The organism is Sorangium sp. So ce726 (assembly GCF_051521405.1).
Classification (GTDB): Bacteria; Myxococcota_A; Polyangia; order Polyangiales; family Polyangiaceae; genus Sorangium.
The window spans coordinates 11,523,509-11,538,730 of sequence record NZ_CP150349.1 but is presented as its reverse complement, the minus strand read 5'-3'; the positions used below and the strand labels follow the sequence as shown (position 1 = coordinate 11,538,730).

Sequence of the window (15,222 nt, the reverse complement as noted above, 5' to 3'; positions counted from 1 at the left end):
TTCGACCTGGTGCGATGCACGGCCCGACGCGGGTCAATTTTCCTTTCGTGCCGGGTCATGCGGCGCGAGTGGTCATCTCCTGACCATGCCCGCGGGGGCCGGCGAGGCCGGCAGGGCGAGGCCGACCTCCAGCCCGACGCCGGCGAGGAACCGCACCGGATCGGCCGACAGCGCGAGGGCCGGGTGTACGGCGGCGTCAGGCTCCGTCAGGAGCACGTCCACACCCAGCGTCGTCTTGAGGCGGAGCCACCCGGTGAGCGGGACTCCGAGCTCCACGACCGGCGCGACGCTCACGAGCAGATCGGTCCGGGCGTCCGGCGGCGGCAGCTGCTGCGGAAACATTCGTGGCCACCGCCATGGGGGCGGCGGTGGCGGCCCAGGGCCATGATCGGGAGGCGGCTGCTGCTGCTGCGGCTGCGTGAGCGCTTGCTGCGTCGCGGCTTCCTGCGGGACGCGCTCGACGACATCGACGGTGGCGCGCGCGCCGAGCTGCAGGTCGAGGCCGAGCGGGAGCCTGAGCCGAACCTGGCCGGTCGTGCTCACCGGGTGGCGCGAGAGCTCGAACGTGGACCGCTCGTCGCCGAGGGAGGTTGAGGGGATCAGCTCGTATCCCAGGCCGAGGACGGCGTAGTCCACCGGCGCCCAGGAGGCGCGGAACGCGGCGGCGCTCTGCCAGGGCGTGTCGCTGCTGAAGTTCGCGCCGGTGTAGCCGGCGAGGACGGCGAACGTGGGCAGCGGGCTCGCTTCGCGGCGGGCGCCCATGGATGGCGATGGCGGGCCCGCGGGCGGCTGCAGGTCCAGCGCGGCGTCCTCGGCCGCTGCGGCCGCGGGCGCTGCAGGGGGCGCGGCGGGCTCGGGGGCAGCGGCGGGCTCGGGTGGAGCCGCCGGAGCCGGTGCGGCCGCGGCGACCTTCACCTCGGCCAAGCCGGCGACGTGGCCCTCACGGAGCTCCTCGGCGACCGCGCCGGCGATGTTGGCGAGCGACTCGAGGGCGGTCGCGGTCTGCCCGGGCAAGACCGGGATGCGGCGGCCGTAGATCTGCTCGCCGTCGCGCTCGACGACGTACAAGGCGAGCTCGTCGCTCGCCCCGGCGTCGATCCAGAGCACTCCCCGCGCGTCCCACGTGTCGGCGAGCGCGTTGGCGTCGGGGAGGAGCGTTTGCAGCACGGGCCTCGGCGTGCCGGGACGGACGATCTGAAGGCGGACGCCGACGGGGCGGATATGGGCGACGACGAGGTCGATGGCGCGCTTGTCGATGCCGCCGGCGCCCGGGAAGGCAGCGAGGACGAGCACCGGCTCGCCTGCGGCGCGCGGCTCGCCCGCTGCGGCGGGCAGGGAGACGGCGGCCAGCAGAGTGCCGGCGACCGCGCTCGCGGCCGTTCGGGCAGCGCGGAGGGCGAGCGCGAGCGACGCGGCCGGCACGGGCACCGAAAATTATCATCCTTCCCTGCGGGGCACCATCCCCCGCAGGGCGTAGGCGTTCCCACCCATCGGTCACCCAACGTGGACGTGGACGTGGACGTGGACGTGGACGTGGACGTGGACGTGGACGTTTACGTAGTCGTGGTCGTGGTCGTGGTCGTGGTCGTCAACGGCAGGCCGTGAACGACCACGACCACGACCACGTTCACGTCCACGTCCACGTAAACGTTCGGATGTAGGAGAACGCGGCGGAAAGCTTGTTAGCGCCTATGCCCCGCCGGGGACCGGCCGGACAGAGGCTGCGCCCGCGCCCCTGTAAGCCCGCTTGCCCGCCTCAGCGCGCTCCGGTCGACCGCGGGTAGCTCCCGAGCACCTTCACCATCTCGCAGCGCGCGCGGAGCCGCTCGATCGCATCGGCGACGCGTGGATCGCTCCGGTGCCCCTCGAGATCGACCAGAAAGACGTAGTCCCAGTGCTTCTGCCGGCTGGGCCTCGACTCGATCCGGGTCAGGTTGATGCCCGCGTCGTCGAAGATGGCGAGGACCCTGCGGAGCGCGCCGGGCTCCTCCTGCACGGAGAAGACGATCGAGGTCTTGTCCGCGCCCGTGGCCGGCGCGTCGCCCGGGGCGATCACGATGAAGCGGGTCGCGTTCTCGGCGCGGTCGTGGATGCGCTCCCGCAGGAGTGGCAGCCCGTAGAGCTCGCCCGCCCCGCGGCTGCCGATCGCCGCCGCGGCGGGGTCGCCGAGGGCCTCGTGCGCCGCCGCGGCCGCGGAGACGGTCTGGACGATCTGCGCGCCGGGGAGGTGCTTCGCGAGCCAGAGGCGGCACTGCGAGAGCGCGTGCGGGTGCCCGTGGACCCGCGCGACGCCGCTCAGCCCCTCCGCCTTGCTGAACAGGCAATAGGCGACGTCGAGCACGAGCTCCTGCCGGATCTGGAGGTCGCTCTCGATCAGGGCGTCTGCCGTCAGGGTCACCGAGCCGTCGGTCGAGCTCTCGACGGGGACGACGCCGCAGGCCGCCTCGCCCGCGCGCACCGCGTCGAAGACGCCCTCGATGGTGCCCGTCTCCCTGTAGAGCGCGGCCAGCCCGAACAGGTGCCGCGCCGCGACCTCCGCGAAGGCGCCCTCCGTCCCCGGAAAGGCCACCTTCATGGGCTCCTCCAGCGACAGGCAGGCGCTCATCACCTCACGGAAGAGGACCCGGATGGCGTCGCGCGGAAAGCGGCCCGCGCCCTTCGCCTGCAGGCGGGTGAGCACGCGCCGCTCCCGCTCCGGGTCGTGAAACTGCGTGGCGTTCGCGGCGCGCTTCGCGTGCGCGACCTCGACGGCCACCTCGGCCCGCTCGGCAAGGAGCTCGAGGATCCGGTCGTCGATGCTGTCGATTCGTTCGCGAAGCTCGCCCAGGGTCGCCATGAATTCTTCCACCTCGGATGGGGACGGGCGGCCATCAAAGCGCAGGGGGCGCCGCAGCGCAAGGCTCGCCTCGGCGCAGGGAATGAGGCGAAGAACGCGCGCGAGGGAGACGAACGTCAGGGGCGAAGCGGCACCCGTGCGGGCTCGACGCGTGGAGCGGATGGGCGAGAGAGAGAGGATGAGGGCGCGGAGGATGAGGAAGAGAGAGCTCTTGGCGCGGGAGCGGGAGGATCGGCCGCGGGAGTGAGAGGATCGGGCTCGGGAGCGAGAGGATCGGTCGCGGGAGTGAGAGGATCGGTCGCGGGAGTGAGAGGATCGGGCTCGGGAGCGAGAGGATCGGCTGCCGGAGTGAGAGGATGGCGCCCGTGGGAGAACTTATGCTTCCGGGCTCAGCTCGGGAGCGGCGACGGTTCGTTGGCCTGGGCCTTCCTGCGGGAGCGCCGTCTCACGGTCGTCCGGTAGCGCGATACGAACCTGGCCGCGATCTTGGGTTGGTCGCGAAAGGCATAACGGCCGCCCTCGCGGATCTCCTTGGCGAGCTCGTCCGCGGCCCAGAAGCAACGGTTGCGCAGATCCAGCGCGTGCGCGGCGCTCGCGTCCGACGCCTCGTTGGCGGCGGCGTCTTCGAGCGCGTCAGCGAGCGCCTTGGCCCGCGCGAGATCCTTCGTCGTGATATCGGTCACGCCGAGCGCGCCCTCGTGATCGGACCAGAAGTCGATGAGATCGCGCAGGTCCTGGATGGTGTCCGAAAGGCCCGAGCCGTCGGCGATGCGCGAGAGCTCCTCCTGGGCGGCGTCGTCGTCGCGGCAGCCCCAGCGGCCGCCGGCCACGAGCTTCGCGTCGAGCGCCTCGGCCTCGTCGCGGAGCTTGCGCTGCGCGGACGTGAGCGTCACGGCGCCACGCGCCCTCTGCCACGCCTTCTCGAGCGCGCCGAGGCGCCGCGCGAGGCGCGCGAGGAGATCCACCTTGTCGGAGGTGACACCGATCCTGGACATGCGTGATTGCTGCGCTTGCGCGAGGCGCGTCAGGGAGGTGAGCTCGCGGTTCGCGACGCTCAGGGGCATGTCGGGGGCAGACGCGTAGGCCGAGTCCAGCGCGAGGAGCGCCTCCTCGCTGGTCGGATCGTGGGGCTTTACGGCCGGGCGCTTCGACTTCGTGGTCGGTGCCCTGCTGGACGACCTGGCCTTGGGAGACGTGGATCCGGGCATGTTTTTCACGGTGCTTGTCGGGGGCATGAGTTCCCTCCTGGTTGAGAGGTACCGGAGGATGGTCGCGTATCGAGAGTGGCTGTCAAGGTCGTTTGGCGCGCTGGCGCGTCTGAATGCTGCTGCGCCGAGCCATTCGCGCGACACCGAGGGATAGGCGGCCGGCGAGGCGAGGAGAGGGCGGCGCGCTGTAATCGGTTGTAATCGAGGTGGTGTTGACACGGCGGGTCATGCGGGACATAGGTGGCTGCGAATTCAACAGACCTTGCGTCGGGAGTGTCTCGAATGCGACACGCGGGCTAGTGCGGAGCGGCCTGGCGTCGGCGCGGCTTTGGCGGCGCCGACGTGGACGAGCTCGGCGTACCAGAACCGCCTGCTGTGCGAGATGGCGAGGTCGTAGCGCTGAGCATCGAGGACGAGCGCGCTGCGCTCGTCGAGCGTCGCTCTCGCGCCCGGTCCACGGCTCTTGCTCTTTGGGTCGACAGACCACGATGCAGCGGCGAACGCGGACGGGCGTCCTCTGGGTTGAGCCAGGGATGCGGGACGGGCGGGGGGCCGTTGCGTGGTTCCTCCGCGAGATCGCTCACGGAGAGGCGCTCTCCTTGGTTCAACGATGCCCAGGGCGGGTCGGAGCGCCGGCAAGAGCCGGCTGCCACCTGCTTCGGCCGTCCCCTGCGCTTCGGAAGTTTCCGGCCGACCGGTAGGGTCACGTTCTGCACGCGGACGGGCCGAACGGGTGGCTCGGCTGGTGCGCGATAACGCCTTCTTATCAGGCACCAGGCCCACGACCTCCTGGGCTTCCAGTGCGAACGCGCTCAGGGGTGCCGCGGCCGGGAGGCTCGCCTCGCGAGCGGCGGGATCATCTTCTCCAGGTTGAAGCGCCGCGCGCCCCGAGCCCACGGCGGCGCTCCTCAGCCCGTAGCGAGGCGGAGCCGCCGCGACACCACGGCCGCGCCACGGCGCAGGGGACAGAGCGGCCGAGGACGCCGCGCAGCGCGAGCTTGTCGAGCACGCCCGCGTTGATGCCTGCCGGTCCATGGCGCCCGGTCACGGTGGGACATCCCGCTCACGGCGTCGGGCGCTCCGTCCGCCGATCCAGCCGACCAGAGCGACGCCGTCTCTGGTTCGTTCCCCTACGGGTCGACGGACCACGTTGCAGCGACGAAGGCGGACGGTGGGATCTCGTCTCCGAGAGGGAAATAATCGTACGCTGAATTGGCCGTCACCGCTGTGCATGCGCCGGCGCTGTTGGGGATGTAGATGGTTGTGCCGCTGAGCCGTTCTCCGACCGAGAACATGCGGATGCGATTTGTGAGGGCATCGCACGCTGCGTCGGATTGGGCGGTATTATATGCGTATTTCGGAGTACATCCTTTCTTGTACATAACAACTTCCTTCGTGCAGCTTGACTCCGCGAAGTATCCACTTATTGGAGTGGCGATCGACGCGTCTACAAGGCCAGGAAGACAGCGTTCCTGGCCGTCTGCAGCGAGATAGAAGGCGCAGATTTCTCGTCTTGTAGAGTCAAACCAACGTGTTGTATCGTATACCTTTGCCCCGTCCTCGGTGGTGCGATACCGCGCTTTTAGCCGAGACCCGCTCATCGGATCTGCTGAGGCGTCCGGTACGGGGTCCATAAATCCGCCAAATCCGCCGTTGCCCCCGTTGCCGTGGGCGCCGGAGCTCGCGGCGGTCTGCTGCGCGTGCGCGCCGCCCGCTGCGCCCTGGCCGGAACCTCCCCCGGTCTGCTGCGCGGTGGTGCTGCCTTCGGCGCCTTGGCCGGAACCTCCCCCGGTCTGCTGCGCCGGGTGACCGGACGAACCCTTCTCGGAGGCCGCGCAGGCCACCATCGCCAGATAGATTGCGCCACCGCCGAGCAGCGCCGAGACCACATCACGCATCCGCATCGAAAGACCTCCCGCCCCGGCGCTCGTCCGAGAGCGCTGCCCAGGCTACACGACCGACGAGCTCGCCGCGCGCCACGGCATCGAGGGCCGCGGCGCGGCCAAGGGCCAGCCGCCCGCGGGCAGCGCGAGCGCAGCGAGCTCGCGGAGCTCCCACGTTCTGGCGAGCTGGGCCGGGCCACTGGACGCGCGAGGAGCACGGCGACCGCGAAGCAGGCGCGGGGTCGTGGCGGCCCCTCGGGCAGGACGGTCAGAATACGAAAACCGTCCTGTTCGGCGCAGCCTGACCGGAAGGTGAGCGCTTCGTGCAGCCATCGCGCATCGAGCGGGACGCGGACCAGGCGCCGCCCGTCGAGCTCGCCGGCGTTCACCTCGACCCTATGGCCGCTGCGCATCGACCCCGGCAAGAGCCGCAAGGGGGTGGCGCCCATGGCGATGACCGGGCGCTTCCCGCCGGCCACCGAAGACGTGACCTGCGCATCACGGATAGACGTACCCGAGAACGCCCTCGTATGCCCAACATTGCCCGTAGCAGAAACCGCTCGGATGATAGGCCTTCGTGTAGTAGTGATCGCCGGCAGTTTCGGACCAATATCGATGGAGCGGCACCGTGCCGGCATATTGCTGGGGAAGAATGTGTCCAGTGACACCTTCATAGGTATAGTTCAATGCACCGCCGCCCAATTCGGACCAATTCGTCGTGTAAAAATGATCACCAAGACCCTCGTTCCAATACTGGTAAATCGGAACGGTCCCTATTTCAGCGTTGCGCAGAATCGACCCTTCTGACACCTCGAAGCTGTATCCGTAGGAGGCCAAGCCAGCGTCGTTTCTGTCGATCGTATAGTAGTGATCGAGATTCGAATCGTTCCAGTATCTCCAGAGCGGCGTGAGGCTAATGTCGGGCAGCTGCTCGTCGTCGAATACAGACGCGCTCGCAACGGCGCCTGTTATAGGAGCCCATCCGCTGCATCCTTCTCGCTCGGTGCACACCTGCAAGCGCTTTATATTCTGGATTCTCGGATAGCCGACGTACCAGCACCCGTTGCTCGGTGCATAATCCGTTTTCACCACTCCAGGCTTATTCGTCAGCTCGTACCAGACACGGACCCTATTGCCATCGGCTTGGTTGTCACACCACCAGAAGTTAGTGCGATTGACGCAAGCCTTGCCATTTTCACCGTGCTTGACGCATCGGCGCCCGACCCCAGGCGCGCACGCCATCTTGCAAGCTGCGAATCCTCCCAGGCCGCATGCGACGGGGCCCCAGACTCCGAAGGCCAAGCATCTTGCCGCCACCATGGGCGCAGCTTGGACCCCAATGCCCACAACGTCACAGACGTCGTCGCAGGTCAGCTTCAATGCCTGCTGCGCTTCGCCTACAGGTTCCTCGCTGACCAATCCGACACTGTCCGCTGGAATACCATCGTCGCCGACGTCTGTGCCGACCACGGAAGTACCGTCGTCGCCCGCACTTGTGCCATCGTCGATAGCGCCGCACGCCGTGACGAACACAGCTACCATCAGGACCATCTTCTTCATGCGAATCTCCTCGCGCGCGTGGTGGAAGAGACTGGGTATCGATACCCAAGCGGACCAGCGTCCACCGCTGTAAACGCTAGCATGGACCACTTGCTTGCTTAAATTCCATTCTGGAATGTTGCACGCAAACACAGCAACCGAGCTCCGCGGACAATAGGCGCGACTCTGCGTGCACCTCCGCGCGCTCGAACAGCAGCACGCAACAAGAGGGCTCCGGAAGACGGCACCCTGGCCACAGAACAGGCGTCGATTTCGCCGAGCTCCACTGCGGCGCCGCGCGTGAGCCTCCGAGCGCAGCGGTCCTCGCGGCGTCTCCCGGACCGGTGTGCACCCGCGCGTCCCGGCGGGAACTCTGGGCTTAGACGGCCTCGTCGGCGGGCACCAGGCGCGCGGCAAAGAAGCGCCCGTTAAACCACCATGCCACGTCGTGACGGCGACCCTCGTGCACGAGGGCGCCGCCGGCGTCGAGCGTGCCGGCGCGGAGCGCCGCCCAGACCTCGCGCGAAAACATCACCGGGCCCAGGCCGGGAGGCCCCTGGCGGCCCCTCAGCGCCTCGTAGGTGGCCGGGCGCGGGGTGCTTGGCAGCTCCAGCGCCGTCCACCGCGCCTGACCCGGCCCGGGGCCCTCGACGACGGACAGGGCGGTGCTCAGGTCTCCGTCGGGCGCGAACGTCCCCCACGCGGAGCCGCCGATCGGCCGGTAGTCAAGCCGCGCGGCCACGGCGAGCAGATCCCGATCGAGCAGCGGTCGGGGCGGCGCGAGCTCGGGCCGCGTGGTGGGTTCGGCCGGCGAGCTGCCCCCCGGAGCAGGGGAGGGGCGCGGGGCGTCCTGGGGCAACACCGAGACGACGCGAAAGCCGCCGCGGCCCGCAAAGCCCTCACCCTGCACGCCCCGCCGCGGATGGAGCCAGTCGCCGTCGAGCGCGACCTGGGCGAGGCCGAGCGCACCGGGCGCATCCTGCGCGCCGGAGGCCTGCGCGCGGAGCGGGGCGGGGATCTCGCTCGGCGAGAGCCGGCCGAGCGGCGTGCGCGGCATCGGACGGGTGATCGCCTCGGGGCTGCGCGCGGTCGCAGGGCCGGTGTTTGGGCACCGCTCGGAGGCAGCGCTGCCCGGCGTGGATGTCGCCACGGCCGGGCCGACGTCCATAAGCGCCGCGTGGCAGCACTCGCCGATGTACCAGAGGGCGAGCTCGTAGCGGTAGCCGTCGAAGCAGAGCGCGCCGGACGTGTCGAGCGTGGCGGAGCGCAGGACGTCCTAGGTCGAGCGCCGGAACATGAGTGGCCCCACGCCGGGCGGCATGGGCTCCACCTCAGGGAAGGGCCCGCCAGCGTGCGCGCGCGCTCGCTCAATGATGGCCCAGCGCATCCGGCCCGGTGTCGCGCCTTGGACGATGGCGAGGAACCACGTCCTGTCGTCCGCCGCGGCGAAGCTGCCCAACCCGTCGAACGGGCCCCCGAACGGCTGGAAGTCGAGCCGGGCGACAAGGTCGAGGACCGACCGCGCGAGGCGAGGCCTCGCCGGCGTCAGCACGTGGCCCTCTTGCGGAGCTCGGCCGCGGCGGCGCCGCCGTGCGCGGCGAGGCGCGCGGCACTCGAGCGCGGGATGCTGACGGCCTGCCCCGTCGCGTGGGGTCGCGTCGCGTCCGGTGCCACGGGTCGGAGCTCCGGGAACCCGTCGGCGATGGCGATGCGATGGAGCGCCCACGCGATGACGGCGCCGTCGTCGGCCGCGAGCTCGTCCCGCTCGCTCTCGAGGATCTCGGGCGAGTAGACGGCGAGGCAGGCGCGGTAGCGTTCGCGCACGTCGTTGAGGATCTTCGCGTGTTGTTCCACCCAGAGAATCGAGGAACAGGATGTCATCATACCAAAAATCCTTGGATCCGGCGCTTCGGGCCGGGCTCGTGGTCATGCCGTGATTGAACGTTGGGTGTTGCCGGACCGGCCAGCGCTAGACCGGACAGGGCCGCGGCCCTTTCGTTCGAACGTCCCTCCGCTGCCCGGTGCTCGGCTCCGCCCAGGGCGAGCTCTCCACGCCGGAGCGCTCAGCCCAGAGCGCCTAGCGCGCGCGGCCTACGACTACGGGGCTCAGCAGGGGGCGGTCAGCCGCGCAGCTCGCGACGCGCCTTCTCCAGCTCCTCCAGGTGCTTGGTTTCCGGCTGCGGAAACCCGGGGGGCATGCGCGGGCTGCGCTCGCCGACGATGACCATGGGGCCTGTCTTGTGGAGCGCCGCCGTCGCCATCCCGTCGAGCCGCCGCAACTCGGGTTCTTTGCCCCGCGCGGTGAAGCGCAGGGCAAAACCCGGGACCATGCTGACCTCCGACCCCTTGACCATCGGCAACCAGACGAGGTCCACGACGCGCGCCGCTTCCGGGTCGACGGTGCTCACGGCCGCCGGAGGGTCGGCGTACTGGACGGAGCCGACCAGGCGCAGCGCCCACTCGAGGACGGAGCCGTCATCGGCGACGTGAGTTTCGACGGCCTGGAGGGGCCGATCGGGCGCAAAGAGCCTCATCGCCGCGCGGTAGCGAGCGCGCGCGGCCTCGAACAGTGTTTTGTGCTGTTGGGACCAGGAGCACGAGAATTGATTGGATGCTGGATTGGATGAGGGCATGAATGGACTCCTCTGTCAGGTCGGCGGTTGTTGATAATGACGAGCCCCCCCGGCGGGCCGACCGTTCCGCCGGGTGGAGCAGCTGGACGAAGGGGGCGAGGAGGGAGCGGGGCGTCCACGCCTACATCGACGCTACGCGTCCACGCGTTGACTACATCCTGCGCATGACGCCCGAGAACTTTCCCTACCAGGCGTGTCTCCCACATCCCAAGACGCGCCAAATCCGCCGCTCTATCGGACGCAGCGCGCCCACGTGGGCAGCTTCAAGGTCGATGTCTGCTACTTCGTGTGCGTCGGCGGCTCGGTGTTCTACTCGGAAGGCGCCGGCTCATCGCACCTCGCGTTCGAGGACATCGACGGCGATGGGCTTCAGGATCACGTGCTCAAGCGGGACGGCGACGCGACGGTGTACGCGCGGGTCAACGCGCTCGGCAAGACGAATCTCTTGCGGCGGGTGGGCCGGCCGCTCGGCGGGAGCATCGAGCTGGACTACCAGCGCGAGGGCAACCTGGTCGTGCCGAGCGAAGGGGCGCTCGGCGAGATGGATAGGGCGCCTCAGGTCGATATGCCGTCGAGCCAGTGGGTGCTGAGCGAGGTGACGGTGCACGACGGCGTGGAGGGAGCGCCGGGGGTGTACGGGGTGCATGCGTACCGGACGAGCATCGCGACGCACGCGGATGGGGTCTACGACCGGGAGGAGCGCGTCGAGCTCGGGTACGGGCTCGTGACGACGACGGCGCTCGGCGAGGATGGCGTCACGGCGATGTCGAGCGAGGACGTCGAGCACCTGAACCACGACGTCTACCGCCGCGGCTTTGTCGCGCACTCGACGCTGCGCGACGGCGACGGGCTGCTCTACACGGTGAACGAGGTCGACTACGCGCCGCCGCCCCAGGGGCTGGAGCCCAGGGTGGGCTGGTTCTTCCCCAAGGAGACGGAGAGGAGGAGCGCGTTCTACGAGGGGACGACCGCCGACCCGAGCGCGCCGCACAAGAGCACGCGCGAGACGCGGGTCTTCGATGAGCTCGGCAACCTGACCGAGCTGCACGCCGACGGCGAGGCCAATACGCCGGACGACAATCTGCATCAGAGGGTGGACTACACGGAGCCTGGCACGGCTTACATCGTGAAGCCGGAGCTCGTCGAGACGACGGACGAGCAGGGTCGCGTGCTGCGCCGGCGCACGGCGACGTACTGGCCGGGGACGGGCGCGCTGCGGACGGTCACGAACGTCATCTCCGGCGGCAAGCGGGCGGATGGGACGACCTACGCGAACGTGGAGGCCACGTGGAGCTATGGGTTCGATGACTTCGGCAACCTCGAGACGTCGACCGACCCGAACAGCTACAAGCTGACGTACAGCTACGATGAGGTGACGCACAGCTACCGCACGTGCGCGAGCGACAGCTTCGGGTACCATTCGAACAGCGTGCCGAATCTGCTGTATGGCACGGTGGCTCAGGAGACCGATGTCAACGGGCACACGATGGTGCACCGGGTGGACGACTTCGGGCGGCTCACCGAGGTCTGGGGGCCGGGCGATCTGGCGGAGGACGGCGAGGACGCCGTGCCGGTCGGGTGCACGCCGAGCAAGGTCTGGAGCGCGGAGGAGCCGGCGGGAGAAGGGGAGCCGGCGATCGGGTTCGAGTATGCGCTCCAGCCGGGTCAGACAGCGGCGCTGCCGGCGTGGGCGAAGACGAGCCACAAGGACGTGGAGCACCCGGGCGACCCGATCGTGACGGTGACGTTCGCGGATGGGCTGGGGCGCGTGCTGCAGACCAAGAAGGACCACGAGCGCGACACGGGTACGGGCACGGAAGTCGGGATGACGGTCAGCGGGGCGGTGTCGTTCGACGCGCTCGGCCGCGTGGTGGAGCAGGGGCAGCCGGGCTTCAGCGCGGAGGCGGACACGGCCTTCGTGAGCCTGGCGCTGCTGCGGCCGACGCTCACGCGTTATGACGCGCTCTCGCGTGTGCGGGAGGTCGCCATGCCGGACACGAGCGCGCCGGGCGGCTACGCGCGGACGGCGATCGAGCACGACCTGGTGGCACTGGAAGGACAGTTGCTGTTCCAGGAGATGGTGATCGACGCCAACGCGAAGATGCGGAACACGTACCGGGACGTGGGTGGGCGGATCGCGGCGGTGGAGGAGTTCAACCGGATCAAGGGGGTGGAGACGCGGATCGTGACGCGTTACCAGCATAACCCCCTCGGCGAGCTCGTGCGGGTGACGGATGCGCGGAACAACGCGACGACGGCGACGTACGATTCGGTCGGCCGGATGGTGACGCTGGTGAGCCCCGACGCGGGCCGCACGGAGTGGCGGTACGATCTGACCGGGAACCTGCGAGCGAAGCAGACGGCGGAGCTCGCGGGGCGGGGGCAGCTGATCCGGTACGAGTACAACTTCAACCGGCTGCGGAAGATCGACTATCCGGTGACGCAGGACGTGGTCTACACGTACGGCGAGCCGGACGACGCCGGGGACGAGGAAGGCAACCGAGCGGCGCGGCTGGTCGGAGAGACGAGCGCGGCGGGTAAGCGCAGCTTCCGTTACGATCGCTTCGGCAACACCGCGGAGCTGAACTCGGAGTTCCCGAGGCTGCGGGAGCCGCACCGCGGGCCGTACCAGGCGACGATGAAGTACATGTTCGACGCGCTGGGGCGGATGCAGGAGCTCCACTTCCCGGGTTCGGGCGAGGAGATCGTGCGCTATGGGTACGACCGCGGCGGCGCGGTGGTGTCGGTGGTCGGGGAGAATCAGCGGGTCAATCCGCAGCACCCGAGCGAGCCGAGGACGACGGAGTACCTGAGGCACATCGGGTACGACGAGTTCGGGCAGCGGGTGCGTGTGGTGGCGGGCAACGGGATCGAGACGAAGTACCGGTACGACGAGTCGACGAGGCGGATGACGGAGGTCAACGCGGACCACCAGAGCGCGCAGATGCGATCGATGGGGCGGCCGCCGAGGCCGTTCCAGCGGCTGCGGTACCGGTATGATCTCGTCGGCAACATCCGTGAGTTGAACAACGAGGTGCCGTTCGACGAGTCACTGAGCGGGGCAGTCATGGTGGCGCGGACGCAGCAGCGGTTCGCGTACGACGACCTGAACCAGCTGACCGAGGCTTCGGGGATCTACCAGGAGCGGAACCAGGAGCAGGAGCGGTACACGCTGGGTATCGACTACGACGTCCTCGGGAACGCGACGACGAAGCGGCAAGAGGTGGCCCGGTACGGGCGGGTCGGGCCGGACAATTGGCAGCTGCAGTACCCGATCCGGGAGAGGACGTACCGGAACGACTACCGCTACACCGGGCCGAGGCCGCACGCGGCGAACCAGGTGGACGAGTACGTGCCAGCGGAGTCGCAGCCGCGGCTGAGGGAGCTGTCGTACGACGCGAACGGCAACCACAAGCCGTGGAAGTACCGGGGCAGCCCGCAGCGCACGCTGAGCTGGGACGAGGACAACCGGCTGGTGTCGGTGAGCGAGAACGGGCAGGAGATGTCGCGTGCGCTGTACGACGGCGCGGGGGAGCGGCGGGTCCACCTGCACCGGGTCGCCGGGGAGGAGGAGACGGCGTACGTCGACCAGCACCTCGTGGTGCGCAATGGGGTGATCGCGACGAAGCACCTGTTCGCGGGGGAGACACGGATCGCGAGCAAGATCGACGCGGACTACTACCAGAGGCCGCCGGTGCTGTACTACCACCCGGACCACCTCGGGAGCACGCAGTACGTCACCGACCAGGACCAGGCGCTGAGCCAGCACGTGGAGTACCTGCCGAGCGGGGAGCTGTGGGCGGACCAGACGGACTCGCGGTACCAGAACAGGCAGCCGTACCTGTTCAATGGGAAAGAGCTCGACCTGTCGACGGGGCTCTACCACTACGGGGCGCGGAGCTATGAGCCGAGGCTCGGGGTGTGGCTGAGCCCGGATCCGGTGCTGACAGAGTACATGGTCGGCAGGATCAATGGCGGGGTGTATCGACCCATCAACCTAGGGATGTACACGTATGCGTGGAACAACCCGGTTGTGCTCATGGATCCCACGGGAAAATGGCCAACGGTCGAGGAAATCGAGGCAGGCCTCGCGCGTGCAGAGGATACCGTTCTCGGATTCTCGTACGGATTTGTGCTCGGCGCGACACCTGTTGTTGGCAACGTGTTGGGCTTCTTGCCGCCGCCAAAGGATACCGAGTCGTTCCAAGTCGGCATGGGAGCCGGGCAGATGACCGGCGGCGCGGTGCAGATGGCTGTAGGCGGCGTGATTGCAGGTGGTTCAGCTGCAGGCGGCGTGGCGGCCACCGCCGGTTCGGGCGGCGCAGCGGCTCCCGCAGCAGTTCCGGTTGCTGTCGCGGGCGTCGAGGTGGGGGTGGTGCTCGCCGTGAGCGGTCGTGCCGCTGTGATGCAGGGCGCCATGACCATGCAGATGGCAGCGACCGGTGGGGATAGCAGCGGCGGAACGACAGCACCGGGGGTCCCGACCGCGGTACCAGCTTCCCAGATCAGCGAGCATCTCGCCGCGAAAGCGCCCAAACAGGTAACGCCCGGGACGCGGATGCTGGAGGGGCAATATGTGAGCGACCAGGGCCGAGTGGAGCCCTGGAAAGCTTACTATGACGAATATGGGCGACTGGTCGGAAGAACCGATTATAACGCAGGTAATAAGGCGCAAGGGATCCCGGATACGCATCATCATGTATACGACTGGTCGAAGCCTGGTGCTGCCGGTCAAGAAGTCAAAAGCCACGTTCCCGGAGAGTATAAGCCACAATGACAAGCGAATCGTTGGCGCGCACGATCGCGCGAATGGGACATGTGGTTCAGCTGAGTCTCGATCGAGGCCTCGTAGAAGGAGAAGGTTCAGGTTTGGTCTTGACGGTTCGGTTGCGTGATCCAGATAACGCTGAAGATACGGTTGTTGTGTTTAGTGGTGTCGTGCAGCTCAAGTTTAGAGGTGATTCGGTTTCGTTGACTGAATTGGTGTTGTTTGTTGTTGAGGATATAAGTGACCGTGGCTGGGAGGACCTGTTTTATAGGGTGACCGACGCGGAGGAGGATTTTGTGTGCTTTCTGTGTCGTAGTATCGAGGTCAAGAGTCAGGTTTCCTGAGCGAGGAGGAC

At 68.4% G+C, this 15,222-nt stretch carries 11 protein-coding genes; 2 read left to right on the top strand and 9 right to left on the bottom strand.

Annotation, left to right across the window (positions count from 1 at the left end):
* Nucleotides 1-72: 72 nt before the first annotated feature.
* The 9 genes from WME79_RS43045 to WME79_RS43005 all read right to left on the bottom strand — a co-directional run bounded on the left by WME79_RS43045 (nucleotide 73) and on the right by WME79_RS43005 (nucleotide 10,099).
* On the bottom strand, nucleotides 73-1,428 hold the full coding sequence (locus WME79_RS43045; protein ID WP_437527451.1) for a hypothetical protein: 1,356 nt from the start codon (nucleotides 1,426-1,428) through the stop codon (nucleotides 73-75).
* A gap of 328 nt (nucleotides 1,429-1,756) precedes the next feature.
* Entirely contained in the window at nucleotides 1,757-2,836 is a 1,080-nt protein-coding gene (gene pheA / locus WME79_RS43040; protein ID WP_437527448.1) for a prephenate dehydratase, read from the bottom strand.
* A gap of 389 nt (nucleotides 2,837-3,225) precedes the next feature.
* Complete coding sequence (locus WME79_RS43035; protein ID WP_437527446.1) at nucleotides 3,226-4,071, bottom strand: hypothetical protein; 846 nt, start codon at nucleotides 4,069-4,071, stop codon at nucleotides 3,226-3,228.
* Nucleotides 4,072-5,174: 1,103 nt separating this feature from the next.
* A complete protein-coding gene (locus tag WME79_RS43030) occupies nucleotides 5,175-5,942 on the bottom strand; it encodes a hypothetical protein (RefSeq protein WP_437527443.1) in 768 nt (255 codons plus the stop codon).
* Nucleotides 5,943-6,425: 483 nt separating this feature from the next.
* The gene (locus WME79_RS43025) at nucleotides 6,426-7,487 is read right to left on the bottom strand and encodes a hypothetical protein (protein ID WP_437527440.1); all 1,062 of its coding nucleotides are present in this window, start codon (nucleotides 7,485-7,487) and stop codon (nucleotides 6,426-6,428) included.
* 358 nt (nucleotides 7,488-7,845) lie between these two features.
* Nucleotides 7,846-8,634, bottom strand: a complete 789-nt coding sequence (locus WME79_RS43020; RefSeq protein WP_437527438.1) for a hypothetical protein — start codon at nucleotides 8,632-8,634, stop codon at nucleotides 7,846-7,848.
* Between the two features lie 108 nt (nucleotides 8,635-8,742).
* Nucleotides 8,743-9,018, bottom strand: coding sequence for a hypothetical protein (locus tag WME79_RS43015; protein ID WP_437527435.1), 276 nt, complete (start codon nucleotides 9,016-9,018; stop codon nucleotides 8,743-8,745).
* Complete coding sequence (locus WME79_RS43010) at nucleotides 9,012-9,350, bottom strand: hypothetical protein (protein WP_437527432.1); 339 nt, start codon at nucleotides 9,348-9,350, stop codon at nucleotides 9,012-9,014. Before WME79_RS43010 ends, WME79_RS43015 begins: the two co-directional genes overlap by 7 nt.
* 236 nt (nucleotides 9,351-9,586) lie before the next feature.
* Complete coding sequence (locus tag WME79_RS43005; RefSeq protein WP_437527429.1) at nucleotides 9,587-10,099, bottom strand: hypothetical protein; 513 nt, start codon at nucleotides 10,097-10,099, stop codon at nucleotides 9,587-9,589.
* Nucleotides 10,100-10,352: 253 nt separating this feature from the next.
* Here WME79_RS43005 and WME79_RS43000 point away from each other — a divergent pair, with 253 nt between their 5' ends.
* Nucleotides 10,353-14,876 (top strand): RHS repeat-associated core domain-containing protein, encoded by a 4,524-nt coding sequence (locus WME79_RS43000; RefSeq protein WP_437527426.1) that lies wholly within the window; start codon nucleotides 10,353-10,355, stop codon nucleotides 14,874-14,876.
* Nucleotides 14,873-15,211 carry a hypothetical protein gene (locus WME79_RS42995; protein ID WP_437527424.1) on the top strand — a complete coding sequence of 113 codons (339 nt, stop codon included), beginning with the start codon at nucleotides 14,873-14,875 and terminating at the stop codon, nucleotides 15,209-15,211. The genes WME79_RS43000 and WME79_RS42995 overlap by 4 nt, the downstream gene beginning before the upstream one ends.
* Nucleotides 15,212-15,222 lie beyond the last annotated feature (11 nt).